This window comes from Burkholderia sp. AW33-5 (assembly GCF_053427615.1).
On the sequence record NZ_JBSAXA010000021.1, the window covers coordinates 41,215 to 66,905 of the forward strand.

Below are 25,691 nucleotides of genomic sequence, written 5' to 3' on the forward strand. Positions count from 1 at the left end.
GCCGCTGCTCGCCGTGCGCGCAACCGGCCGGGCCAGCCGCGAAGATCGGACGATCCGGCAAACCGCCGGCCATTCCGGTCAGGTTTCCGGACACCCGCCACCTTATATTTGTCTCACCGGATTCGCACTCGCACGCCGGGGTGGCGGCGTGCGTTTCGCCAGTCGGCCGATCGGCGCGGCGCGTCAGTTCGCCCGCGCCCGGTTGCCTGCCACCCGCGGTGCGCAGGTCGACCCGCGCACGATCAGTTCGGGCGGCAGCGTGATGCGCAGCGGCGCCTTGCCCGGCGTCGCAATCATGCCGAGCAGCAGGCGCGCGGCCTGCCGGCCCATCTCGCGATGCTGGATGCGCAGGGTAGTCAGTGACGGATTCAGCATGTCGAGCAGCGGCATGTCGTTGTGCCCGATCAGCGAAATGTCCTTCGGGCACACGATCCGCCGCTCGGCAAACACGTCGTAGCAGCCGAGCGCGATCAGATCGTTCGCCGCGATGATGGCGGTCACGCTGCGATGCGTGTCGAGCAGCTGCGCGCAGGCGAGGCGCCCGGCTTCGCGCGTGAACTCGGTCGCTTCCACGACGACGTTGGCCGCAAGATCGTGCTGCTGGGTGGCGATTTGGAAACCCTGCAGCCGAGAGAGGCCGGTCGCGAGCCGCTCCGGCCCGGACAGGTGCGCGATGCGCGTATGCCCGAGCCCGACCAGGTGCTCGACTGCGAGCCGCATCGACAGGAAATCGTCGTTGACGACTTCGGGCACGTGGCCGCCGTCCTCGCCGCGATTGACGAGCACGACCGGCACGCCGTCGAGGGTGCAGCGCCGCACGAGCGGATCGTGCCGCGCGGCGGTGGCGAGGATCAGGCCGTCCACCTGGCGCTCGAGCATCTGCTCGAGCATCCGTTCCTGGTTCTTCGGCTTGCCGACGATGTTCGCGATCAGCACGCCATAACCTTCGGCCGCGAGTTCTTCCTCGATGCCGCAGACCATCGGCGGGAACACCGGGTTCGAGATGTCGGGCAGGCATACGCCGATCACCTTCGATTGCCCGCCACGCAGCGCAGCGGCCAGCCGGTTCTGCCGATAGCCGAGCGACTTGGCTGCGGCGAGCACGCGACGCACGACCTCGTCACCGATCAGGTGACGTGTGGCCGGATTGAGCACGCGCGACACCGTCGATGCATTGACGGACGCCGCGGCGGCGACTTCGCGAATCGTGACACGGCCGGTGCCGCGCACTTCGGAGGATTGGCTCATGGAACCCGCTGGAGAATAGGCATCCGATTGTATCGATGCAATGGGTTGCGATCAATGTTGCAGGATAAACCCTAATGTTTACCGTGCTAAACCTCATTGACAGCCCATTTTCATCGGATAGGATATGCATACGTTTGCATAAAGTAAATCACACATCCGATGCAATCGGTCGAGCCGTGGCCGAAGTCGAAGATGCCATCGACAACCGAGCACGCCGAAACCTGGAAAAATTCCGATCGATTCAACGATGCGACGGAGCACGTCGATGCGTTGTCCAGGCATTCTTCGCGTGAACATATGCAAACGGTTGCACACTGTTACCCATGATTTCACGCCGTCAAGCGGTGTGGCCAATGTGAACGACGTACAGGAGCCAGTGGATGGAGACGAACCTTAAAACCGCGCGCCTGCCGGCGCGCAAGCGGGCCGCAATGTGCATCGTCGCCGCGTCCGCCGCGACGATCGGCATTTTCCACGGCGCGAGCGCGCTCGCGGCAAGCGAGACGATCGCCGCTTTCTACAAGAATCAGGTCGATCCGCATTTCGCGCTCGTTCGTGCCGGCGTCAACGCCGAGGCGAAGCAGCTCGGCGTGTCGGTCACGAACTATGCGCCGACGCGGCCGAACGATCTCGGCGAGCAGTTGAGCGAGCTGGAAGATGTCGGCGTGAAGAAACCGAACGCCGTGCTGTTCATGGGCGTGAACCCGCACGGTGTCGTTCCTGCGATCCAGAAGATCAACGCGATCGGCATTCCGGTCGTCAACTACAACGATCGCGTGGCGGGCGGCAAGTTTTCTTCGGTCGTCGTCGCGGACGACTACAACCTCGGTCTCGATGTCGCGCGCTACCTGTTCAAGAGCCTCGGGGGCAGGGGCGCCGTCGTGATTCTCGAAGGCGTGAAGGGTTCGACGACGAGCGACGAACGCGAACGCGGGTTCAGGAAGGCCCTTCAGGAATTCCCGGAGGTTCACCTGCTGGCGGCGCAGCCGGCGAACTATCAGCGGCTGCAGGCGCTTCAGGTGATGGAGAACCTGATCCAGTCGAATCCGAAGATCGACGGCGTGCTGGCGGCCGCCGACGTGATGGCGATGGGCGCGATCGAAGCCCTCGAAGCCGCGGGCCAGAAGCAGGTGAAGGTCGTCGGCATCGGCGGCGTGCCCGAGTCGGTCAAGGCGATCAAGGAAGGGCGGTTGCTGGCAACGGCCGAATTCAACGGCTTCAAGATGGGCTGCATCGCGACGATGGCCGCGGTCCGCACGCTGCGCAAGGAACCCGTGCCCGACACGGTGCTGATCAAGGGCATCGTGATCGACAAGACGAACTATGCGCCGTTCGAGCTGCCGGGCGATCAACGTCAATGCCCGGCCTGGAGCGACGTGGCCAGCAAGTGACGCGCGCGGCCGAGCGGGCCGTATCGCAGGACGGCGCCCCGGCTGTCGCATGACGCCCGGCCGTGTGCCGAACTGCACCGTGGAGATGAGCATGGAAACTTCTACCGGGCGCGTTCCGCGTCTCGAATTACGCAAGATCTGCAAGCATTTTCCTGGCGTGGCGGCGCTGACCGACGTCGACCTGACGCTGTACGCGGGCGAGGTGCACATGCTGCTCGGCGAGAACGGCGCCGGGAAGTCGTCGCTGATGAAGGTGTTGTTCGGCGCCTATCGTGCCGATGGCGGCGAGATCCGTTACGACGGCGTGCCGGTCGCGATCGAATCGCCCGCCGACGCGAAACGCCTGGGCATCGCAGTGATTTTCCAGGAATTCTCGCTCGTGCCGCATCTGTCGATCGCGCAGAACATCTATCTTGGCCGCGAGCCGCGCAACCGCTTCGGCCTCGTCGATCACCGGCGCATGCATTCGGACGCCGCCGCCGTGCTGGCGCAGCTCGGCCTCGCGTACGACACGCGAACCCATGCGGCAGACCTGGGTGTTGCGCAGCAGCAGATGGTCGAGATTGCGAAAGCGCTGTCGCACGACGCGCGCGTGCTCGTGATGGACGAGCCGACCGCAGCCATCTCGGACCGGGAGGCCGATGCGTTGTTCGCGATCGTGCAACGGTTGCGCGACGCTGGCGTGGCGATCGTCTACATCTCGCACCGGATGAAGGAGGTGTTCGATCTCGGCGATCGCGTGACCGTTCTGCGCGACGGCCGGCTGGTGACCTCGATGCCGGCCGGCAAGGCGACCCCCGATCAGTTGATTGCGCTGATGGTCGGACGCAAGGTCGGCGCGGTCTACGAGCGCCGGTATTTCGGTGCATGCGGGGAAATCGCGCTCGACGTGCGCGAACTGACGACATCGACCGGCGTGAACGGAGTCGACCTGCAGGTGCGCTGCGGCGAGATCGTCGGATTGTCGGGCCTGGTCGGCGCCGGGCGGACCGAGGTCGCGCGCGCGGTAATCGGCGCCGACCCGATCCAGGGCGGTCGCGTCGAGATTTTCGGCAAAGCGGTATCGGGCGGCCCGCACGAGGTCGTCAGGCGCGGCGTCGGCCTGATTCCGGAAAACCGCAAGCAGGAGGGTCTCGCACTGCGCCGCTCGGTACACGAGAACCTGCTCGTGTCGAGCCTGTGGCATCTGTTCCCGAAGGGCTGGTACCGCCCGGCCCGCGCAACCCGAGCGACGCGCGAGCTGATCGACATGCTGCGGATCGCCCCGGGCGACCCGGCCAAGCGGGCGCACAACCTGAGCGGCGGCAACCAGCAAAAGATCGTGATCGGCAAGTGGCTCAGTGCCGAGTGTCGCCTGTACATCTTCGACGAGCCGACGCGTGGCATCGATATTGGTGCGAAGACCGAGATCTTCAATCTGATCGAGCGGCTGGTCGAGGAGGGGGCGGCCGTCCTGCTGATCAGTTCGGAGCTGTCGGAGATCGTGCACGTTTGCGACCGCGCATACGTGATGCGCGGCGGCGCGATCGCGGGTGAACTGCAGCGCGAACAATTGAGCGAGCAAAGCATTCTCGGTTTGGCCATGCACGGAGGTTGACGATGTCGATTGAAACGAAATGGAATGACAGGGATCCGGGGGTGCGACCCAAACGGCCGCTGCCTTCGATCGTGTGGGCCAGCGCCGCGCTGGTCGCTGCGGCGGCTTTTGGCGTACCGGGCTTCGCGTCGCGCGCGAATCTGGTCGACATCGGCCTCCAGGTCTCGATCCTCGTGATGATCGCGATGCCGATGACCCTGGTGATCCTGAGCGAGGGGCTCGACCTGTCGGTCGGCGCGTTGCTGAGCCTGTGCGGCGTCGTGTTCGCGCAATCGCTCGGCACCGGCGCCGGCATCGTTACCGCGCTCGCCGCGGCGGCGGCGGTCGGTGTCGCGATCGGCTTCCTGAACGGCACGCTCGTCGCGCGTCTGGGGCTGCCGCCGTTCGTCGTGACCCTCGGCGCGCTCGGCGTCACGCATGGTGTCGCGCTCGTGATGACCGACGGCAATGCGGTGGTCGTCGCGAATCCCGTCGTCGCCACGCTTTACGGTTCGTCGGTACTCGGCGTGCCGTTCCCGGTTGCCTGCGCGCTCGCGGCATACTCGGTCACGCATCTGCTGCTCTACCACACGCGGTTCGGCGCGTATGTGTTCGCGATCGGCGGCAACCGGGACGCACTGACCCTGGCGGGTGTCCGCGTCCGTGTCTATCACGTCGCGATCTACGTGATGAGCGGCCTGTTCGCGGGCCTTGCGGCGCTGCTGCTCGTCGGCCGCATGAACGCGGCGGAGCCGAACGCCGCGATCGGCATGGAGTTCGACGCAATCGCGGCGGTCGTCCTGGGCGGCACGTCGTTCGAGCGCGGGGAAGGGTGGTTGCCCGGTACGGCGATCGGTGTGTTGACGATCGGAGTGCTGCGCAATGCGCTCAACCTGATCGGCATCGAATCGTCGCTGCAGGTCGTGACGATCGGCTTGCTGGTTCTGGCGGTCGTCGTCGCCGATAGTGTCCGCAAATCCCGCGTCGCAGGAGCACAAGCATGAGTATCCAGAATCCATCCCCGCTTGCGGCGATGCGCGTCATCGGCACCGCACGTCGTGGCCGGCTGTCCGAAGACGCGACCGCGCTGATCTACCGCGCCGTGTTCGTCGCTGTCCTTGCCATCGTGCTCGCGTTCGCGTCGGACGGTTTCGCCACGTCCGGCAACCTGCTGAACGTGCTGCGGCAGGCCAGCCTGATGTTCCTGCTCGCCTCCGGCCTTACGATCGTGATCCTGTCGGGCGGCTTCGACCTGTCGATTGCCGCGAACCTCACGCTGTCCGCCTGTCTGGCGGCAGGCGCGATGAAGGCCGGGGTTTCCCCGTGGTTCGCCGTCGCGATATCGATGTCGTGCGGCGCGTCGATCGGGCTCCTGAACGGCCTGGCGGTCACGTTCCTGCGGCTGCCGCCGTTCCTCGCGACCTACGGAATGCTCTGGGTCGTTCAGGGGCTTGCCTTCCATTACATGGGCGGCAACGAGATCTTCGGCTTCCCGGCCGGCTTTCGCGCGCTCGGCACCGGCTTCTGGTGGGGCGTGCCGATTCCCGTCTACATGATGCTGCTCGTGCTGGTCGTCGGATCGGTCGTCACGGCGCGCCTGAACATCGGCCGCGAGATATACGCGATCGGCGCCAATCCGGAAGTGGCTCGGCTGTCCGGGATTCCGGTACGCCGCCGCCGGATCGCGGTATACACGATCAGCGGGCTGATGGCAGGGATCGCCGCGGTCGTGTATCTCGCGCGCGTGAATGCTGCCGATTCGGCGATGGGCGATCCGATCCTGCTGCCCGCGATCGCGGCGATCCTGATCGGCGGGGCGTCGCTTTTCGGTGGAACCGGAACCCTGCTCGGCACGCTGCTCGGTTGTCTGACCCTGGCGCTCGTCATCGACGGGATGAACCTCCTGAACCTCAGTGCAAACCTGCAGCCGCTGGTCGTCGGCGTAGTGCTGCTGGTGGCGGTGCTCATCGACGCGCTCGGCCGCCGGAATGCCGGACGCGCCGGCTGACGGTCCGCAGGCAAGACCGTCCCGACGAAAACAAAGAGACGATTTGACAAGCGACGGGACTCTTCGGCGACGGTCGCCGGCCGAAGTGTCCTTAACATGAAGTCCAGGTGATCGGCATCGCACGATCCGGTTCTGGAAAAAATCGGATCGTCTCACGTGACCTTTCGCTTCCGTAGTGGCTGATTAGATGATTAGTTATCCAGATAAAAAAGACATTCCATCCGTGGGCATCCGGTATCGAAAGACTGAAATGGAGGGGTAGACAGTGGTGGAGATGAAAAGAACAGCGATCGCGGCACTGATCGGCGTGGCATTGAGCGGATCGGCCTTCGCGCAGAGCAGCATCACGCTCTCTGGGAAGATCGACAACGGCCTGACTTACGCGACGAACGAAGGCGGGCATCACAACTTCAAGATGGACAGCGGCGTGCTGTTCCCGAACCTGTGGATCATGTCGGGTGCGGAAGAGCTGGGCGGCGGCTACCGGGCGATATTCAAACTGTCATCGCTGTACAACCTGAACAACGGGCAGCTGAACCAGCCCAACACGTTGTTCGGGCAACAGGCGTATGTCGGCGTGCAGACGCCCTACGGGATGATCACGCTGGGCAAGCAGTTCGACTTCACCGCCGAATTCCTCGCGCCGCTCAACGTCAGTTCGGCCGGCAGCGGCTATGCGATTCACCTGGGCGATTTCGACCGCACGAACAACGACCGGCTGACGAACTCGATCAAGTACATGAGCCCGACGTGGGGCGGTTTCCAGTTCGGTGCGATGTACGGGTTCAGCAATACCCCCGGCAGCTTCCACGACGGCAGCGGCTGGAGCGCGGGCGTGCAGTACACGAACGGGCCGCTGACGCTCGCGACGATGTACACGTTCGTCGCCACGCCGACGATCGACCCGTACGCGCAGATCGGCGTGCATTCGTTCTTCGGCCTCCCGGTCGCGACCGGTTCGGGCGACAGCGTCACAGACACCGCGCCGTCCTTCCAGATCCGCTCGCTCGGCACGCTCGGCGTCGGTGGTTCGTACGCGATCGGCAACGTCACGCTGTACGCGGACTACACCAACACGGTGCTGAAGTTCCAGGACGCGAAGTCGGTCATGAACGTCTACGAGGGCGGCGCGACGTGGCAGGTGACACCCGCGTTCCAGCTCGTCGGCGGCTACCAGCACACCAGCTTCGAAGCGCACGCGTGGAACCAGGTCACGGCCGCAGCGCTGTATTCGCTGTCGAAGCGCACGACGGTCTACCTGTCGTCCGATTACTTGAAGGCATCCGCGGGCGTGGATGCGGTGATCGGCGCGAGTTTCGCCCCGGCGCCGACCGGCCATCAGGCGGACGTCCGGGTCGGCTTCGCACACACGTTCTGACCATATCGGTCGACGGTCCGCCGACAGGGTGTCGGCGGACCGTGCAAGCCACGCATTCCGGGTCGAACCGGGTCTATCGATGAGTACCAGGAGGAGTCAAAGATGAAAAAAGCCTATGTCGCATTTGCCATGATGAGCCTGACGGCGGCCGCTGCCGTTGCGTGGGGAGCCGATGCCGGCGGCCCGAAGCTGATCACGACCATTCCGGTCACGAGCGAAAAGTCGTTCGGTTTCGATATCAGCGCCGTGTCGGACGGAAACTATTACCTCGCCGACGGTGCGAACGGGACGCTCGACGTTTTCGACGCGAAGACGATGCAGCTGCGCGACCGGATCAAGGCCGACTTCGCGGGTATCGGTCCGTCGCACGAAAAGTCGGGCCCGTCGGGCGTGCTGCCGATTCCCGGCACGTCGCTGGTGTATGTGGGTGACGTGAATTCCGTCAAGGTGATCGACGTCGCATCGAAGCAGCTCGTCAAGCGCATCGACGTCAGCTCGTCGGGCATTCGCGCGGACGAAGGCTGTCTCGCCCCCAAGCATCACGTCGCGATGTTCGCGAGTGGCGCCGAGCAGCCGCCGTTCGTGACCTTTTTCAATACCGACACGCATACGGTGATCGCGAAGATGCCGCTCGCGGATTCGACCGGCCTCGAGGCGTGCGAATTCGACGCGAAGAACGACAACTTCGTGCTGAACAACGACGGGACCAAGGCCAACCCGAAGGGTGAGGTCGACCTAATTCCGGTGAAGTCGGTGCTCGAAGGCAAGCCGGTCGTCCAGGCCGCGCTGAAGCTGAAGGGCTGCGACAGTCCGAGCGGTCTTGCGCTCGGGCCGGGCAACGATGCACTGATCGGCTGCGATCCCGATGAGGGCGGCAAGCAGACGACGCTGATCATCGACCGGACGAACGGCACGCCGCTCGCGCAATTGCCGTTCGGCGGCGCCGACGAAGTGGCGTACGACCCGGTCTCGAATCGCTACTTCCTGGCCGGCGGCCATCACTCGGCCGACAACATCTCGCGGGTCGGCGCGAAGGACGCGAAGTTCGACCCCGCGCTCGGGATCATCGACGCAAGCACCCGCAGCCTCGTCGCGATCGTGCCGACCGGCAAGTTCTCGCATTCGGTCGCGGTCGACGGTGAGTCGCATCACGTGTTCGTTCCGTACGGCGCCGGCTCGTCCGCGCAGTTCCCGGGAACCGGCGTCGCGGTGTTCGCGACGGAGTAAGGGCTCCAGTGTGGTGACTTCCCGCGGGAGATGGGCTCCCGCGGATTTTTTTGAGCATCACGCCCTGCCGCCGCATGACATCGAAGATCGGAGGGGAAGGTAAATCGCGAGGCTGGATGGTCAAGTCGTACGGCGTGGCCGGACGTACGCTGGAACTCGGGCGTACAGGGCGAAGTGGAGTCAGGAAATGGAAGTGAAATTCAGGTTACGGGTTCGGCGGTGGCTGAAACTGGCGGGCCTCTGGGCCGGACTCGCAGGTGCGACGCATGCTTCGTTCGCCGAAGACACGCACGGCAACGTCGCGGTAACGACCTATGCGCTGAGCTATGCGCAGACGCAGACGCTGCTTTCGCTCGCGGTCGCCGAGGCGAACGCGCGACACCTCGCGATGGGCTTCGCCGTCGTCGATCCCGGCGGCCATCTGCTCGCCGCGGTGCGAATGGACGGTGCATCGTTCTCCAGTGTCGACTTCGCGCGCGGCAAGGCATTCGCGTCCGTCGCGCTCGGTGGCCAGTCCGGTGTCACGCTCGAACATCGCTATCGCGACGATCCGTCCGAGTACAGCAACATGTCCGGCGCCGGGTATTACGCGCCGTTCCTGCCCGGCCGCGGCACGTTCCCCGTGTTCATGAACGGCCATCTGCTCGGCGCGCTCGGTGCGGCCGGTGCGCCATCCGAGACCGACGATCAGGTGGTGCTGAAGGCGATCGCCGGGCTGGGCGCTCAATCCGCGCGTTGAACGCGCGTTGTCCTTAGAACCAGGTCTGGAAGACGTATGAGACACAACATGGAAATGGAACACCCGGGCGACGTCCCGGCAAGCGACGCGGAGACGCGTGGAGCGGTGACGATGGACGGGACCGCGCAATGCCGCCGCACGATGCTCAAGCTCGGCTTCGGCGCGATTGCGGCAGGTTTCGCCGGCGTCGCACGCGCGCAAGCGGCCGCTCCCAAGGCGCACGCCGCCACGATGCGCGCGGTGCCGGGTGGCAAGACGGTGAAGCTGGTGCCGTCGTGGAAAACGGTGCAGGTCGGCCAGATGACACCCGATGCGGTGGCGGCGGCATCGATCCGGTCCGGCGATACGGTGTGGTACGACGGCACGTGGACCAACTGGGGCAATGAAGCGAAGTACGGGATGGGATTCAAGGAGCGCGAGCCCATACGCAAGAAATATCCGAACGGCGCGTTCTCGTTGATTGGGCCGGTGGAAATCGAAGGCGCGGAACCCGGCGATGTCGTCGAATGCCGCATGCTGAAGATGCGGCCGATCGACTGGGGCTGGAATTCCGCGCCTCCTGGCGTCGGAGCGCTGCCGGGCGATTTTGGTCCGTATCTCCGTTACCTGAAGTTCGACGATGCGCGCACCTACGCGTCGTATGTGCCGGGTGTGCAGATACCGCTGAAACCGTTCCAGGCCTATCTCGGCACCCAGCCGCCCGGTGACCGCGTGACGAGCGCGAACTTCGCCGGTAGCTACGGCGGCAATCTCGACTGCGCGGTGCTCGGCGTCGGGACGTCGATCTTTCTTCCCGTGCAGGTCGCCGGCGCACGCGTCTGGACAGGCGGGTCGATGGGGGCGTCGGGCGAGGGCAACATCGACCAGACGTCGATCGAATCCGCTTTCGAGGAGATGCGCATCCAGTTCCTGCTCCACAAGCGTTCTTCGCTTAACGGCCCGCTGGCCGAGACCCCGGAGCACTGGATCGGCTTCGGCTTCGCCGACAGCCTCGACGACGCGCTCGTGGCGTGCATTCGTCAAACGATCGGCTGGATGGCATCGGCCACCGGCATTGCGGCGGTCGATTGCTACGGCATCCTGAGCGTATCCGGGAGCTTCCGGATCACGCAGTACGCGCACCAGACCGGTACCGTCTACAAGACGGAACCGCCGAAAGGCGTGCATTGCATGGTGCCGAAGAATATTTTCTCTGCGGAGATGCTGCGGCGCCTGTCGGACTACGTGCGCGCGTGAGCGCACTTTCTTCATGGCTTCGGAACGAGCGGCCGACCGGGGCCGGGTCGCGCTTCACGGCGAACCGGCCCTGGCGCGCCGCGGGAGGTTAGGTAGTGAAACAGAATGATCAACAGACCGCAGTCGACACCGGCATGTCCGAGGTCGGCGGCATGAGCCGGGCAGTCGCGCTGCTCGTCTGCTTTCTCGTCGTCGTGCTCGATGGCTTCAACACGACGTCGATCTCGTTCGTCGTTCCGACGCTGGCGCGGGACTGGCATCTCGCGCCGGCTGCATTCACGCCGGTATTCGTCGCGACCAATGTCGGCGCGGCAATCGGCTTCATCGTCACGGGCTCGCTCGCAAACCGCTTCGGCCTTCGCGCGGTCGGGCTGGCCAGCGTCGCGCTGTTCGGCGGCTGCACGCTGCTGACGATGTCCGCGAGCAGCGTGGCGCTGCTGTCGGTGCTGCGGGTCCTGGCGGCGATCGGCCTCGGCGCGGCGCTGCCGATCGCGATCACCGCGTCGGCGACGATCATCGGCACCCGGCACAAGGTTGCCGCGTCGGTGCTGGTGACGACCGGAATGTCCGTAGGAGCGGTGATCGGCGGGCTGATCGGCGGTCCGCTGATGCATCGTTTCGGCTGGCAATCGGTGTTCCTGGTCGGCGGCGTACTGCCGTTTGCGGTCGCGCCGGCGTTCTTCCGGATCCTGCCTTCGGCAGCCTCGCCGGCGGGTGGCGCGCAGCATCCGGCGCGGCCGGTGGCGAGCCCGGTGCGTGCGCTGTTCGACGACGGCCGCGCGGGTTATACCGCCGTGCTGTGGCTGTTCTCGTTCCTGATCTTCATGGACGTCTATGCGTTGCTGTTCTGGCTTCCGACCATGCTCCTGTCATTCGGCTTCTCGCTCGATCGGGCGCCGGCCGGCATGGCCGCGTTCAGCGTCGGCGGATTGAGCGGCAACCTGTTGATGACGGCCGCGGTCACCGCGATGACGGTGTCGGGGCGGTTGCGCGTGAAGTCGGCGCTGGCGGTGGGGATCGTCTGCGTGATCGCCGGCATCGCGGCGCTGAGCCAGGCCGCGTTGTCGCCGTTGGCCGTGCTGCTGTCGATCGGCGTGATCGGCGCGGGGCTCGTCAACGGGATCATGGGGCAGACCGCGCTGGCGGTCGCGGTGTATCCGCCTAGCATCCGCGCAACAGGCGTCGGCTGGGGGCATGCAATCGGGCGGATTGGTTCGTTCGTCGGCCCGGCGATCGGCGGGGCGCTGCTCGCGACCGGCTGGGATCCGCGCAACATCGTCCTCGTCGCCGTGGTGCCGGCGATCGCCGCGATTGCCGCGCTCGGCGCGCTGGCGATCATCGGCCGCCGTGCGGCCGGTCGCGAATCGGCCGCGGGCGGCGCGCCGGCGGGGCACTGAACCGTTTTCGACACGTCTTCCTGAAAACTTGCGGAATTTCGCTCAATCATGAAAATCATTGCTTACTCGGACGCGGGCCATCACGCGCTCGGCGTCGTCACCAGCGACACCCATTTCATCCCGGTGGCGGAGATCGCACCGGATCTGCCCGCGAATCTGATCGCGGTCCTCGAGATGGACGACGGGCTCGACCGCCTGCGCGAATCGGCCGCCGGCAAGACCGGCACCCGGTTTCTCTCGTCCGTGACGCTGAAGCCGTTCCTCGACCGGCCGAACGCAATGTGGGCGCTCGCGCTGAACTTCAAGAGCCACATCGCCGAGACAGGACTGCAAACGAATCCCGACTATCCGCACCTCTTCCTGCGCACGGCGGCTTCTTACGTCGGCGCGGGCGAGCCGATCGTCGCACCGCCGGAAGCGGTCGCCCGCGCGTTCGACTACGAGGGCGAGCTCGGCGTGATCATCGGCAAGCCGGGGCGCTACGTCCCCGTCGAGCGCGCGCTGGAATACGTCGCGGGCTACACGTGCCTGAACGAGGGCTCGGTGCGCGAATACCAGGTGCACAACCGGCAATTCGGCCTCGGGAAATGTTTCGAAGCATCGGGGTCCTACGGACCGTGGCTGATGACGTCGGATGAGTTCGGCGACCCGGCGAAACGCACGGTGCTCACGCGCATCAACGGTGTCGTCCGACAGCGCGCACCGCTCGACGACATGCTGATCGACGTCGCGCGCACGGTCAGCTATCTGAGCCGCGGCTACCGACTGCGGCCTGGCGACCTGATCGCGATGGGAACGCCGGGCGCGCTGAAGCCGGAGCCCGACGACGTGGAAGGGAACGACCTGTCGCGTCAGTACGGACCGTTTCCGACGCCGGGGCTCGTGCATATGCGTCCGGGCGACTGGGTCGAGATCGAGATCGACGGACTGGGCGTGCTGGCCAATCCGGTCGTTGCCGATCCGTCGGAACTGCTGGCCTGACCTGAGCCGCATGCGCGCATTCGCGCGCCTGCGGCAGACCGGCCGCGTCGGTCAGTCGAGCCGTTCGAGATCGAGCTTGACCGAATGCCGACGAAAATCGCTCGGCGGCACGCCCATGTGCTGCGCAAAGAAGCGCGTGAAGTGGCTATGTTCCTCGAAGCCGAGCTCGTCCGCGATGTCGGCGAGCGGCCGGTCGCTCTGCGCAAGCAGCCGGATCGCGTGCGACATGCGAACCCAGTCGATGAAGTGCTGCGGCGAGACGCCCATGCAGCGCCGGAATTGCTCGAAGAAGCGCGATCTCGACAGCCCGACTTCGGACGCGACCTGCGTGACCGTCATGTTCGCGGACGGCGCGCGCTTGATGAAGTCGAGCGCTTTCCGGATTCTGAAGTCGACCGGACGGGTCGACGGCGCGATGCGCGTGGTCAGATCGGGATCGGCAAAGTCGCGCCCGAGCGCCGTGACGAGATCCTCGAGAATCGGCAGGCAGCCCGCGTCCTGCGCAACCAGATGATTCGTGATGGCGGCTGCCAGGCGATCGACGTGATGCTGCACGTCCGGGGTCACGACGACCAGCTTGCGCGGGAAGATATCGGCCGGGCCTCCGTCCGCCAGGCCGAGCCGTTTGCGCAGCCAGGGCGTTTCGATCACGAGCGACAGGATCAGCGACGGCGTGTCCTTGTTCGCGCACTTTGCGTGTTCGACCCAGGGATTCAGGCAGATCGCGGCGTCAGCGCTGAGCGTGCATTCCTCGGTACCTATCCGGAAATCGCAGTCGCTCCCGCCGAGCTTGAACAGGAACTGGTACTGCGAGTGCGCATGGGCGACCAGCGGCCGGCTGATGAAGTTCACCGTGGCACGACCGAACTCGCCTTGCAGAATCCAGACGGGCTTTTCCGATTCCATTGCTGCTTGCACCATTTCAACCTTCTCCGGTATCGCCGCGGCTGGAGCGCCGTCGCAGGTTTCGCTCGTTCCGCTTCGATGCAAACGGCTGGCACCGTTGCGATAAAGCGGCGGCGTCTGAACGCCCGCACAAGCCATCTACTAAATCAAATGCGCGGCGGCCCGTCAATCCGGGGAAGATCGCAGATGCGCGTTGCGCAACGCATCGATATGCCTCGCGATAAAAAATCCGGACGATCCGGTAAGCCGTCGCTTCAATCGACCATCGCCCCAGCCGCCCGAAAGATAGAGTGTGAAGCGAGCGGGCCGCACGGCGCTGCCCCGACTGGTCCGAGTTGACGAGAGGCTGAGGATGAAAGCATGGTTTGAACGCGAGGGTATCCGTTTCGCATATGAAGAGTCCGGCCCGAAGGAAGCGCCGGTGGTCGTTTTCAGTCACGGTTTCCTGATGGACGGTGACATGTTTCGCCCGAACGTCGACGCACTGGACGACACGTTCCGGTGTGTCGTCTGGGATCAGCGCGGCTTCGGCGCGACCGGGCCGATCGACCGCGCGTTCAGCTATTGGGATTCGGCCCGCGACCTGATCGCGCTGCTCGATCACCTAGAAATCGCGACGGCTTCGCTGGTCGGGATGTCGCAGGGCGGGTTCGTGTCGATGCGTGCGGCGCTGCTCGAACCGGCCAGGTTCCGCGCGCTCGCGCTGATCGCGACGCGCAGCGATCTCGACGACGCACGGGTGATCGCGTCGTTCGAGGAACTCAAGGCGGAGTGGGCGCGAAATGGTGCGGTGAACGTCGCCGAGCACCTCGCCGGGTTCCTGCTCGGCGCCGGCTTTCCCGCGTCGGCGTGGATCGAGAAATGGCTGAAGATTCCGCGCGACCACTTCGAATACCCGGTCGATGCGCTGACGTCGCGCGACGACATCACACCGCGGCTCGCCGAGATCACGCATGCGTCGATCGTCGTTCACGGCATGGCCGATGCGGCCATTCCGCTGCGTTGCGGCGAGGCGCTTGCCGAAGGGCTGCCGAACTCGAAGGGCATGGTCGGCGTGGCCGGGGCGGGACACACGCCGAATCTGACCCATGCTCGCGACGTCAATCCGAAACTGCGGGAATTCCTGCTTCGCTACGGTCGCTGATCTCGTCGATGCGCGCGCTCTGACGGAGCGGCTCCGTTCATGATTTCATCGGATGTTTGATTTAAATAAAGGAATCCGAAGCAAATATAGGATTCTGAAAATAAGGAAAGAACATGCTTTTTGTCGTCTACTGCATCGATCATCCGGGTATGGCGGAGCGTCGTCAGACCCACTTTGCCGCGCACAAGGCGCGGTTGCTCGCTTCGCCGTTGAAGGCCCGGATTGCCGGGCCGCTCATCGATCCGGACGGCTCGGTGGGTGGGAGTCTGTTCCTCTATGACGCAGACGACATCGAAGCCGTGCGGCGACTCGTGCTAGACGATCCGTTCCACACGGAAGGCATCTGGAAGACGGTAGATATCCGGTTTTTCCTGAACCGGGCAGATGAGCACTGAGGCACCTTTGCACGATTCGTCGGCCCCGGGGCGCACGTTCGTGAGCGGGGACCAGGAAACGCGGCGAGCGGGGGCGTAGCTTCACCCGTCGGCGTGCGTCGGGCGTGGATTCGCCCGGGCAGTCCGCGGTTGCCTCGATCGACGGGATGACGCGTGTGCCACCGGCGCAGTGGCGACGTTTAAGAACGTTTCAAGCCGCCCGCGGCGCCGGTGCGTCTAACATCGGATCAGATGCGTCGGCGAACCGCGCATGCGCCCCCGGCCGCGTGCGATACGAACGAGAGTCACATCATGCATATCGATCTTTCCGGCAAGCTCGCCGTCGTCAGCGGCTCGACCGCCGGCATCGGGCTTGCGATAGCGATGGGGCTGGCCGCGTCGGGGGCGAAGATGATCGTCAACGGCCGGACGCCGGCAAGTGTCGATGCGGCGCTTGCCGCGATCCGCGCGAGCGTCGCGGACGCGCAGGTCGACGGCCACGTCGGCGATCTCGGCACGCGCGCCGCGTGCGATGCTCTCGTCGCGGCGTTTCCCGCGGCCGACATCCTGGTCAACAACGTCGGTTTCTATGCGCCGGGCACGATCTTCAGCACCGACGACGACGCATGGGAGCGGTACTTTCTCGTCAACGTGATGTCCGGCGTGCGGCTCACGCGCGGTTACCTGAAGGGCATGATGGCGCGCGGCTGGGGGCGCGTGGTTTTCGTGTCGTCGGAGTCCGCATTGAACGTTCCCCCGGACATGCTCGCCTACGGCTTCTCGAAGACCGCCCAACTGAGCATCGCTCGCGGCATTGCGAAGCAGGCGGCCGGCAGCGGCGTAACCGTGAATGCGGTCTTGCCGGGGCCGACGCTGTCGGACGGTTTCCGCTCGATGGTCGAGGCGACTACGGCACGGCAGGGCAAATCGGTCGAGCAGTTCGGCATCGACTTCGTGCGCGCGCATCGGGGCAGCTCGATTCTCCGGCGGCCGATCACGCCGGAGGAGGTCGCGAACCTGGTCGTCTACGTATGCTCGCCGCAGGCGTCGGCGACCACGGGCGCCGCGTTGCGGGTCGACGGCGGCGTGGTGGAGAGCATTGCGTGATCGAACGATGCGGCGCGCGGCCGCTTGCCGGTCACGCGCGCCCCATGATCCGGGTGCCGAGTGAAATCCCGAGTTCGGACAGCGACGCGTTGGTCGCGAGCTGAACGGCTTCCCAGCGCGATAGCGCCGCGTCGAACGCTGTGCCGCGCGCGACGCCGCGCAGCGCCTCGGCAAGACCGACCGCATTTTCCGCCGCTTTCGCGACGCCGGCGGCCGTGTGCGGCCGCACGAGGCAGGCCGCGTCGCCGAGCAGTACCGCGCGCCCGAAAGCCATGCGGTCGACCGCGAGATCGAGGATCGCCTGGGCGAACGGCGCCTGCGTCGCGTCGACGAGCGCGGCGAGCGTCGGCGCGAGCATCCGGTTGCCGGCCTCCACGAGTTCGAGCTGGTTGTCGTCCCGCATCGCGCCGGAGGGCAGCGAACCGTCGCGCTGCGTGCCGTCCTGCGCGAGAAACAGCGACGGCATGCGGTCCGCGGCGAGCCGCCGGTACCAGACCCAGTTCACGCGGCGCTTGCCCGGTTCGATCGCGCCGTCGCGGCCCGGCACCAGATACGTCAGGAACAGATGCGCGTCGCCTTGCTGAAACGTGAAGCGGTTGCGCAGCACCTGCAGCACCGTGTCGGACAGCAGGTGCTCATCGACGAGCCCGCGCCACGCGACATAACCCGCATACGCGGGCCGCGCATCGGGAAGCAGTTGCGCGCGCACGTTCGAGCGGCCGCCGTCAGCGCCGACCAGCAGGTCGGCCCGCTCGACGCGGCCGTCCGCGAAATGCGCGATCACGCCGTCGCCTTCCTGCTCGAACCGCTCGAACGATACGCCGGCCTGGACGACGCCTGCGGGCAGCGCGCGCTTCAGGACCGTGTAGATCACGTTCCACGCGGTCTGCGTTTGCGGCATGTAAAGGCGCTGCACGACGCGGTCGTGTTCGTCGAGATAGATCCGGTCGCCTGAATCGACGCCCGCATCGTGCGGCACGGGTACGCCGCCGAACGCGAAGGCGCGCTCGATCGGCGCTTGCAGCACGATGCCGCCGCCGCGGCTTTCGAGATCGTTCGGCGATTGCTCGAACACCTTGACGCGCCATCCGGCCGCCCGCAGTGCGGTCGCCGTAAACAACCCGCCCACCGATCCGCCGATGACGACCGCCAGCGGACTGGAAACGTCGCTCATGATGGTTTTCTCTCGATGAAGCGTCGAACGGCGATTCAGCCTTCCCAGTGCTTCAGGAAGTCGAGCAGCAGCGCGTTCACGCGCTCCGGCTGTTCCTCCTGAGGCAGATGCCCGCACTGCGCAATCGGTTCGGCACGCAGGTTCGTCGCCATGCCTTCCCACACGGATTTCATGTCGAACATCTTGCCGACCGCATAGAAATCCTCGCCCCAGATGGCCATGGTCGGGCACGCGATCCTGACGTCCGCGTCGACGAGATCCTGCTTCACGTCCTCCGCGTTTGCTCGATAGTCGGCCAGTGCGCCGCGCACTGCACCCGGGCGTCGATAGGCTCGCACGTATGTGTCGAACGCGTCGCCGGAGATCGCGTGCGGGTTGTAGCACCAGTCGGAGAAGAAGTGGCTCAGCCACTCGGCTTCCTTGCCGGCGATCAACGCCTCGGGCAGGTCGGGCACCTGGTGAAACAGGAAGAACCAGTACGCGCGCGCCGTTTGCGCGGTCATGTTCTGCGCGACGATGCGCGTCGGCACATTGTCCATCACGACGAGGCGGTCGACGCGTTCGGGGAAGTCTTTCGAGAACCGCGTCGCGACGCGTGCACCACGATCGTGTCCGACGAGCGCAACGCGGCCGATGCCGAGCGTGTCGAGCAGCCCGGCGATGTCGCGCGCCATGTTGCGTTTGTCGTAGCCGGCGGCCGGCTTGTCGGTTTCTCCGTAGCCGCGCAGATCGGGCGCGATCACGCGGTAGCGCTGTGCCAGCGCGGGGATCTGGAAGCGCCACGCGAAGCTGGTTTCCGGAAAGCCGTGCAGCAGGACGACGACGGGCCCGCTGCCGGCATCGATGTAGTGCTGGCGGATGCCGTTCGCGGTGACGGTGTGATGGGCGATCGAAGGCGTGGCGGCGGTCATGTGAGGATCCCTGTTCGGTTCGGCCTGCGCGCAACGGGAACGTGCGGAGCGTCCTTTCGAGGATAGGTGAAATGCCCGGCGCGACGGATAAATTGTTCTGAAATCGTCTTGTTTCGCCGCACGTGGCCGGTGTCGATTGCTTCATAACGATTAAGTTGTGGCCGGGCCGCTGGCAACCTCTACTACTCGTGTGAATCGCGCCTCAAGCGGCGTACAAGGAGCCCGAGCGTGAAGATGCCAGATGTCGATTCGACCGTCGTCGCGCGCCGTGCGGCGATCGCACGCGACCTGCGCGCGATCGTCGGGGACGAATGGGTGCTCGACAGCGAAGCGGAGCGGCGCCCGTACGAGTGCGACGGCCTGACCGCCTACAGCGCACTGCCGCTGCTGGTCGTGCTGCCCGAGACGACCGCACAGGTGAGTCGCGTGCTCGCCTATTGCCATGCGGTGCACATCAAGGTCGTGCCGCGCGGATCGGGTACGTCGCTGTCGGGCGGTGCGCTGCCGCTCGAGGATGCCGTGCTGCTCGGCACGGCCCGGATGAACCGGATTCTCGACATCGACGCCGCGAACCGCGTGGCGCGCGTGCAGCCTGGCGTGCAGAACGTCCGGGTGACCGAGGCCGTGCGTTCGCTCGGGCTCTGTTACATGCCGGACCCGTCGAGCCAGGCGATTTCGACGATCGGCGGCAATGTGGCCGAGAATTCGGGCGGCGTGCATTGCCTGAAATACGGCGTCACGTCGAATCACGTCACCGGGATGGACATCGTGCTGATGACGGGCGAGGTGCTCACGCTGGGCGGCGCGTTCGTCGGCGGCGCCGACGGCGAGTTCGACCTGTGCGGCGCGCTGATCGGCTCCGAAGGCCTGCTCGCGGTCGTGACCGAGATCGTGGTGCGCCTGACGCCGGAGCCGCCGCTCGCGCGCGTGCTGTCGCTCGGCTTTGCCGACGTCGAGCGGGCGAGCCGCTGCGTCGGCGCGATCATCGGTCACGGCATCGTGCCGGCCGGGCTCGAATTCGTCGACCGCAAGGTGATCGGCGCGGTGTCGTCGCTGCTCGGCGAACTGCCGCCGCCGGGCGTCGAGGCTCTGCTGCTGTGCGAGCTGGACGGTATCGAAAGCGAGGTAGACACGCTGGCCGCGGAGGTCGAGCGCATCGCGCGCGATGCCGGTGTCGTGGACCTGCGGATCAGCCGGACCGAAGCCGAACGCGAACAGCTGTGGCGCGCGCGCAAGCTCGCCTTCGGCGCGATGGGCAAGGTGGCGCGTGACATCTACGTGACGGACGGCACGATTCCGCGCGGGCAGCTCGCCGAAATCCTGGCCCGCATCGACCGCCTGTCGAAACAGCACGGCCTCGACTATGCGAACTGCTTTCATGCCGGCGACGGCAACCTGCACCCGATGGTGCTGTTCGATTCCGCGCAACCCGGCGACCTCGAGAAAGCCGAGGCGTTCGGCGCCGACATCCTGCGTGCGTGCGTCGATCTCGGCGGCGTGCTGAGCGGCGAACACGGCATCGGCGTCGAGAAGCGCGACCTGATGCCTTACCAGTTCGAACGGAACGACCTCGAATTGTAACAGCGGCTCAAGTGCGCGTTCGATCCGGACGAGTTGCTCAATCCGGGCAAGGTATTCCCCACGCCGTGCCGTTGCGTCGAACTCGGCCGCGTGCGGATTCGCGGCGACAACATGCGATTCGCCGATGTTCCGCGCTTCTGAGGAGCCAGCCATGCACGCGATCGACGATCGGACTGCGCAGGCGCGCATTTGCCCGCGCGATGCGGCGGAACTGGTTGACGCCGTCGCCGACGTCAATCGTCATGGCCGCTCGTTCGAGATCCTCGGCGGCGGTACCAAGCGCGGGTTCGGCGAACCGGTGCACGCGGATGCGCTGCTCGATCTGTCCGGCCTGTCCGGCATCGACTTCTACGAACCCGAGGAACTCGTGATCAAGGTGCGCGCCGGCACGCCGGTCGAGACGGTGCGCGCGGCGCTGGCCGAGCATCGCCAACAGCTCGCTTTCGAGCCGCCGGACTACGGCCCGGTGTTCGGCGGCGAAGCGGCGCGTGGCACGATCGGCGGCGTCGTCGCCTGCAATCTGGCCGGGCCGCGCCGCGTGCTGTCGGGTGCCGTGCGCGACGCCGTGCTCGGCGTGGAAGGCGTGAGCGGCCGCGGCGAGGCGTTCAAGGCCGGCGGGCGCACCGTGAAGAACGTGACCGGCTACGACGTGCCTCGCCTGATGACGGGCTCGTTCGGCACGCTGGCCGCGTTGACGGCCGTCACGCTGAAACTGCAGCCTGCGTGGCCGGACGAATGCACGCTGCTGATCGACGGGCTCGACGACGGCGCCGCTACCGGCCTGCTCGCTGACGCGTTGCGCCTGCCGTTCGAGGTCAGCGCGGCCGCGCACGTCGGCGGCGAGCGGCGCGATAGGTCGGCCGTACCGACCACGGCATTGCGGCTGGAAGGCCCCCGCGCATCGGTGGCGGCGCGCGAGGTGGGACTCGCGAAGCGGGTCGGCCGCTCGCTGGCGATCCGCACGATCGGCGGCGACGCGAGCCGGGCGTTCTGGCGCGCGTTGCGCGACCTGCGGGCGTTCGCGGACGATCGCGACGCGTGCATCTGGCGCCTGATGCTGCCCGGCACGCAGGCCGCGCGCGTGGTCGCGGCGGTGGGCGGCGACGCGATCTACGACTGGGGCGGCAGCCTCGTCTTCTTGCGTACCGACGCGGCCGCGGTGGCCGGGCAGGCGGCGGCGCTCCGGCAGGCCGTCGCGACCGCTGGCGGGCACGCGTGCCTGTTTCGTGCGCCGGAGGCATTGCGGCGCGCAGTCGGCGCATTCCATCCGCGCTCGGCCAACCTGCGCGCACTCGGCGAGCGTGTGCGAGCGAGCTTCGATCCGAACCGCGTATTCAATCCGGGCTGACTCGTCCCCATCGACACGGGAGCAGCGTGACATGAGAACCCGCATCGACGCCGCCGCACTGGCCGACCCCGGCATCGCACTGTCTAACGACATCATCCGCAGCTGCGTGCATTGCGGCACGTGCCTGTCGCATTGCCCGACCTATCAGGTCCGCCACGACGAGAACGACAGCCCGCGCGGCCGCATCGTGCTGATGAGGAACATGTACGAGTCGGGCGGCGCGCCGGACCCGAAGACGGTCGCGCATCTCGATCGCTGCCTGACGTGTCTCGCGTGCGAGGCGATCTGCCCGTCGGACGTCCAGTATTCGAAGCTGATCGCGCACGGCCGCGAATACGTCGAGACTCATTACCGCCGGCCGCCGGTGCAGGACGCGATCCGTCGCGCGCTGGCCGTGCTGATTCCGAGCCGGCCGCTGTTTCGCGCCGCGCTCGCCGCCGGCCGGCTGTTCCGTCCGCTGCGTTCGGCCTTCGGCGGCACGCTGCGCGCGATGCTGGAGATGGCGCCCGCGGCACCGTTGCCCGCGGCGAGTCCGGTCGATCGCGCGCAGGTGTTTCCGGCACGGGGGCCGCGCCACGCACGGGTCAGCCTGTTGAACGGCTGTGTGCAGACCGTGCTCGACCCCGCGATCAACGAAGCGACGATACGGTTATTGCAGCGGCACGGCGTCGAAGTTGTCGTCGCGCACGGTGCAGGGTGCTGCGGCGCGCCGGCCGAGCACATGGGGCGCGAGGCGCAGGCGCTGCCGCTGGTGAAGGCCAACATCGAAGCGTGGCTGCGCGAAGCAGACGGGCCGGCGGGGCTCGACGCAATCATCGTCAACACGTCGGGATGCGGGACGTCGCTCAAGGCATACGGTCACACGCTGCGGCTCGATCCGGCATGGAGGGACGGCGCGACCCGCGTCAGCGCGCTCGCGAAGGACATTACCGAATTCATGGCGCAGCTCGGCTTGCAGGCACCGGTCATCCCCCCGGGGATGCGGGTCGCCTATCACGCAGCGTGCTCGATGCAGCACGGTCAGCGGATCGTGCATCCGCCGCTCGACCTCTTGCGCGACGCGGGGTTCGACGTCGTCCAGCCGTCCGACAGCTTCATGTGCTGCGGATCGGCCGGCGTCTACAACCTGCTGCAGCCCGAGATCGCGGGCGAGCTCAAGCGGCGCAAGGTCGCGGCGATACGTGCGACGGCGGCCGATATTGCCGCGGCCGGCAATATCGGTTGCATGACGCAGCTGGCCGGCGCGGTCGGCATGCCGTTCGTGCATACCGTGCAGTTGCTCGACTGGGCGACCGGCGGGCCCGTGCCCGACGCGTTGCGCGCCAGCGTCGCGGTGCGCCGCAAGCGAGATGGCGCTTGACGGCTGCGCGGCCGCGTGACGAAGGAGAGCGCGCAGCCGTACCGGGCGGTGGCGCGTCCGGCGAGAACATTGACGTATAACCGACGTCGTCGAAAACGTCGAACAAGGAGCGTGCCATGCGATTTGCCGTGTATGAACAGAATGGATCCCGCGGCCTGGCCGTGGAGCACGACGGGAACTGGTCCGGGCTGACTGCTGCGGACACGGCCTATCCTGGCGATTTGGATGCGCTGCTGGCGCAGGGTGCCGATCTTGCCGGGGTGGGCGCGCGTCTCGCCGGTCGATCTCGACGCGGTGCGTTTGCTGCCGCCGGTCGGACGACCGCACAAGATCATTTGCGTCGGCCTGAACTACCTCGACCACTCGACCGAGACCGGGTTTGCAAAGCAAACCTATCCGACCGTGTTCGCGCGGTTCGCGTCGAGCCTGATCGGCCACGGTGACCCGATCGCGCTGCCGACGCAGTCTTCGCAACTCGACTACGAGGGCGAGCTTGTGGCGGTGATCGGCAAGGGCGGACGCGGCATCGCGCGCGAGCGGGCGCTCGATCACGTTGCGGGTTATTCGCTCTTCAACGACGCGACGCTGCGTGACTACCAGTTCCGCTCGCCGCAGTGGACGATGGGAAAGAACTTCGATGGCACGGGGGCATTCGGGCCGTGGTTCGTCACGGCCGACGAACTGCCGCGCGGTTGCAGGGGGCTGAAGATCCAGACGCGCCTGAACGGGACGGTGGTGCAGGAGGCGTCGACGTCGGACATGATTTTCGATGTTGAGACGCTGGTCGTGCTGCTCAGCGACGTGATGACGCTGCAGGCCGGCGACGTGATCGTCACGGGCACGCCGGCCGGCATCGGGATGGCGCGCGAACCGCAGCTGTGGATGAAGGCCGGCGACGTGTGCGAAATCGAGGTCGAGCGGCTCGGCGTGTTGCGCAACCCGGTCGCGCCGGCGGCGGTGCGGCGCGACGCATGACGTACGCGGGCGGTGCGCACGCCGCCCCCCCCCCGTCGCGTTACGCGCGCCGGCGGCGCTGGACGGCCGCGCCCGACGCGAACTGCTTCAGCGCGGCGGGCGCGCCGTGCAGGAACGCGTCGATCAGCCAGTCGCGCAACACTTCGCTGTGATTCGACTTCAAGCGCCCGCCGACGAGCACCTTGGTCGTACCGTGCGCATCGGCGAACGTCCACGCCTGTTGGTCGCCGCCGAAGTGAAAGCGTAGGCACCCGTGATCGATCAGCTCGCCCGGCTCCGACGGCGTGCCGTGCGCGTCGAGGTAGTCGTGGCTCGCGACGACATAACAGGGAACGTGCCGAGTGTCCGCGCGATGACTCCGGCGGACGGCGCCGCATCGCCGAGCCGGATCTCGACGTCGATGCAGCCCGCGACGAGATCGACGCGCTCGTCGGTGAACTGCAGGTCGAGCTTCGGATGGCGCGCGAGGAAAGTCGCGACGTGCGGCGCGATGCGGCGCACGCCGTACGCGACCGGCACCGACACGCGCAGTGGCTCGGACGGCTCGTCGCCGCGATCGGAGACCAGCGCGTCGGCTTCCGCGAGTTCCTCAAGCGGCAGTTTCGCGCGCGCGTAGTACATGGCGCCCGCATCGGACAGCGTGACCTGACGCGTCGTGCGGTTCAGCAGCACGGTGCCGAGCGATGCCTCGAGCGTATCCACCGCGCGTACCACCGACGCAACCGCGAGGTCGAGAAGCCGCCGGCTTCCGCCACTTCAACGAACGCGCGCAGCGCGGAGAATTTGTCCATGTCGTTGCTTTGTGACTGCGTGCTTTTGTGCATATCGCAACGAAGCGTTGCGTGCCGTTGGCATTCTATCGCCGGCCCGCGAGCGCTATCTTCTGAACTGGCAATTTACAGGAGCGTGCGATGAAACCCCTCGAAATTACGGTGACTTACGATCTGATCTGCCCGTGGTGCTGGATCGCCGAGCACAGGCTCGCGGAGGCGATCGACGCAACCGGCCTGGCCGGCAACGTGAGCGTGCGGTTCTTGCCGTTCGAACTGAACCCGACCATGCCGGCCGGCGGCATCGACCGCAAGGCGTACCGCAGCGCGAAGTTCGGCAGTTGGGCGCGCTCGCAGACGCTCGACGCGCATGCGGCCGAAGCCGGCCGCGAGGCGGGCCTCGTATTCGATCATGCGCGCATCGCGCGCACGCCGAACACGCGGCTCGCGCACAGGCTCGTCTGGTTCGCACAACAGCGCGGCAGTGCGGTCGCGCTCGTCGATGCTTTGTTCGCCGCGTATTTCCGCGACGGCCGCGATATCGGCGATACAGACGTGCTGGTCGAGATTGCGGCCGGCGCCGGTTTGCCGGGTGACGCGGTGCGAGCATTCCTCGCATCCGGCGAAGGGCTCGATGCGGTGATCGGGCTCGAGGAGAAGGCTGTGCGCGACGGCATCGCTTCGGTGCCGTCGACGCGCATCGGGCCGTCGGTCGTCAGCGGGGCGCAGCCGACCGTGGTGTTTCGGGATGCCTTGATCGACGCGCAGCGCGCGCTCGACCCGATCGCCTGAATCCGGGCCGGCGCCGCCGTGGCCCGGCCTTCAGAAAGATTCATGCGCGGCCCAGGATTATTGCGAAC

21 protein-coding genes and 2 pseudogenes are annotated in these 25,691 nt (G+C 66.4%); 18 read left to right on the forward strand and 5 right to left on the reverse strand.

The features are described 5' to 3' along the window. Window positions 1–183: 183 nt before the first annotated feature. Entirely contained in the window at window positions 184–1,248 is a 1,065-nt protein-coding gene (locus ACV22V_RS25850; RefSeq protein WP_448015902.1) for a LacI family DNA-binding transcriptional regulator, read from the reverse strand. Window positions 1,249–1,628: 380 nt separating this feature from the next. On the opposite strand from ACV22V_RS25850, the gene ACV22V_RS25855 reads away from it, so the two are divergent. From ACV22V_RS25855 to ACV22V_RS25900, 10 genes are all read left to right on the forward strand, one after another. After that, window positions 1,629–2,639, forward strand: a complete 1,011-nt coding sequence (locus tag ACV22V_RS25855) for a sugar ABC transporter substrate-binding protein (protein WP_448015903.1) — start codon at window positions 1,629–1,631, stop codon at window positions 2,637–2,639. 91 nt (window positions 2,640–2,730) lie between these two features. Next, on the forward strand, window positions 2,731–4,236 hold the full coding sequence (locus tag ACV22V_RS25860) for a sugar ABC transporter ATP-binding protein (protein WP_448015904.1): 1,506 nt from the start codon (window positions 2,731–2,733) through the stop codon (window positions 4,234–4,236). Window positions 4,237–4,277: 41 nt separating this feature from the next. Then, complete coding sequence (locus ACV22V_RS25865) at window positions 4,278–5,219, forward strand: ABC transporter permease (RefSeq protein WP_448015905.1); 942 nt, start codon at window positions 4,278–4,280, stop codon at window positions 5,217–5,219. Further along, on the forward strand, window positions 5,216–6,223 hold the full coding sequence (locus ACV22V_RS25870; protein WP_448015906.1) for an ABC transporter permease: 1,008 nt from the start codon (window positions 5,216–5,218) through the stop codon (window positions 6,221–6,223). Before ACV22V_RS25865 ends, ACV22V_RS25870 begins: the two co-directional genes overlap by 4 nt. A gap of 274 nt (window positions 6,224–6,497) precedes the next feature. Then, window positions 6,498–7,601: a porin gene (locus ACV22V_RS25875; protein WP_448015907.1), complete on the forward strand. Its 1,104-nt coding sequence runs from the start codon at window positions 6,498–6,500 to the stop codon at window positions 7,599–7,601. Between the two features lie 102 nt (window positions 7,602–7,703). Further along, window positions 7,704–8,828, forward strand: coding sequence for a YncE family protein (locus ACV22V_RS25880; RefSeq protein ID WP_448015908.1), 1,125 nt, complete (start codon window positions 7,704–7,706; stop codon window positions 8,826–8,828). Between the two features lie 187 nt (window positions 8,829–9,015). Then, window positions 9,016–9,567, forward strand: coding sequence for a GlcG/HbpS family heme-binding protein (locus tag ACV22V_RS25885; protein WP_448015909.1), 552 nt, complete (start codon window positions 9,016–9,018; stop codon window positions 9,565–9,567). Window positions 9,568–9,615: 48 nt separating this feature from the next. Continuing rightward, entirely contained in the window at window positions 9,616–10,803 is a 1,188-nt protein-coding gene (locus ACV22V_RS25890; protein WP_448015910.1) for an acetamidase/formamidase family protein, read from the forward strand. Window positions 10,804–10,898: 95 nt separating this feature from the next. Next, a complete protein-coding gene (locus ACV22V_RS25895) occupies window positions 10,899–12,200 on the forward strand; it encodes an MFS transporter (protein WP_448015911.1) in 1,302 nt (433 codons plus the stop codon). A gap of 48 nt (window positions 12,201–12,248) precedes the next feature. Beyond that, on the forward strand, window positions 12,249–13,181 hold the full coding sequence (locus tag ACV22V_RS25900; RefSeq protein ID WP_448015912.1) for a fumarylacetoacetate hydrolase family protein: 933 nt from the start codon (window positions 12,249–12,251) through the stop codon (window positions 13,179–13,181). A 51-nt stretch (window positions 13,182–13,232) separates the two neighbouring features. On the opposite strand, the gene ACV22V_RS25905 is transcribed toward ACV22V_RS25900, so the two are convergent. Next, on the reverse strand, window positions 13,233–14,102 hold the full coding sequence (locus ACV22V_RS25905) for a helix-turn-helix domain-containing protein (RefSeq protein WP_448015913.1): 870 nt from the start codon (window positions 14,100–14,102) through the stop codon (window positions 13,233–13,235). Window positions 14,103–14,439: 337 nt separating this feature from the next. Between ACV22V_RS25905 and ACV22V_RS25910 the strand changes: the two genes are divergently transcribed. The 3 genes from ACV22V_RS25910 to ACV22V_RS25920 all read left to right on the forward strand — a co-directional run bounded on the left by ACV22V_RS25910 (window position 14,440) and on the right by ACV22V_RS25920 (window position 16,712). After that, complete coding sequence (locus ACV22V_RS25910) at window positions 14,440–15,231, forward strand: alpha/beta fold hydrolase (protein WP_448015914.1); 792 nt, start codon at window positions 14,440–14,442, stop codon at window positions 15,229–15,231. Between the two features lie 113 nt (window positions 15,232–15,344). Further along, on the forward strand, window positions 15,345–15,626 hold the full coding sequence (locus ACV22V_RS25915) for a YciI family protein (protein WP_448015915.1): 282 nt from the start codon (window positions 15,345–15,347) through the stop codon (window positions 15,624–15,626). A gap of 291 nt (window positions 15,627–15,917) precedes the next feature. Continuing rightward, entirely contained in the window at window positions 15,918–16,712 is a 795-nt protein-coding gene (locus tag ACV22V_RS25920) for an SDR family NAD(P)-dependent oxidoreductase (protein WP_448015916.1), read from the forward strand. A 31-nt stretch (window positions 16,713–16,743) separates the two neighbouring features. On the opposite strand, the gene ACV22V_RS25925 is transcribed toward ACV22V_RS25920, so the two are convergent. Further along, entirely contained in the window at window positions 16,744–17,886 is a 1,143-nt protein-coding gene (locus ACV22V_RS25925) for an FAD binding domain-containing protein (protein WP_448015917.1), read from the reverse strand. 35 nt (window positions 17,887–17,921) lie between these two features. Then, window positions 17,922–18,797: an alpha/beta fold hydrolase gene (locus ACV22V_RS25930; RefSeq protein WP_448015918.1), complete on the reverse strand. Its 876-nt coding sequence runs from the start codon at window positions 18,795–18,797 to the stop codon at window positions 17,922–17,924. Window positions 18,798–19,031: 234 nt separating this feature from the next. Here ACV22V_RS25930 and ACV22V_RS25935 point away from each other — a divergent pair, with 234 nt between their 5' ends. From ACV22V_RS25935 to ACV22V_RS25950, 4 genes and pseudogenes are all read left to right on the forward strand, one after another. Further along, window positions 19,032–20,378 carry an FAD-linked oxidase C-terminal domain-containing protein gene (locus tag ACV22V_RS25935; protein WP_448015945.1) on the forward strand — a complete coding sequence of 449 codons (1,347 nt, stop codon included), beginning with the start codon at window positions 19,032–19,034 and terminating at the stop codon, window positions 20,376–20,378. A 151-nt stretch (window positions 20,379–20,529) separates the two neighbouring features. Then, complete coding sequence (gene glcE, locus ACV22V_RS25940; protein WP_448015919.1) at window positions 20,530–21,726, forward strand: glycolate oxidase subunit GlcE; 1,197 nt, start codon at window positions 20,530–20,532, stop codon at window positions 21,724–21,726. Between the two features lie 31 nt (window positions 21,727–21,757). Then, entirely contained in the window at window positions 21,758–23,086 is a 1,329-nt protein-coding gene (gene glcF, locus ACV22V_RS25945) for a glycolate oxidase subunit GlcF (protein WP_448015920.1), read from the forward strand. Between the two features lie 116 nt (window positions 23,087–23,202). Then, window positions 23,203–24,061 (forward strand): annotated as a pseudogene (locus tag ACV22V_RS25950) (fumarylacetoacetate hydrolase family protein). A gap of 109 nt (window positions 24,062–24,170) precedes the next feature. Here the strand turns inward: ACV22V_RS25950 and ACV22V_RS25955 are convergent. Next, a pseudogene (locus tag ACV22V_RS25955) lies at window positions 24,171–24,852 on the reverse strand (LysR substrate-binding domain-containing protein); the annotation flags it as partial. Window positions 24,853–24,972: 120 nt separating this feature from the next. Here ACV22V_RS25955 and ACV22V_RS25960 point away from each other — a divergent pair. Beyond that, on the forward strand, window positions 24,973–25,623 hold the full coding sequence (locus tag ACV22V_RS25960; protein ID WP_448015921.1) for a DsbA family oxidoreductase: 651 nt from the start codon (window positions 24,973–24,975) through the stop codon (window positions 25,621–25,623). Window positions 25,624–25,691 lie beyond the last annotated feature (68 nt).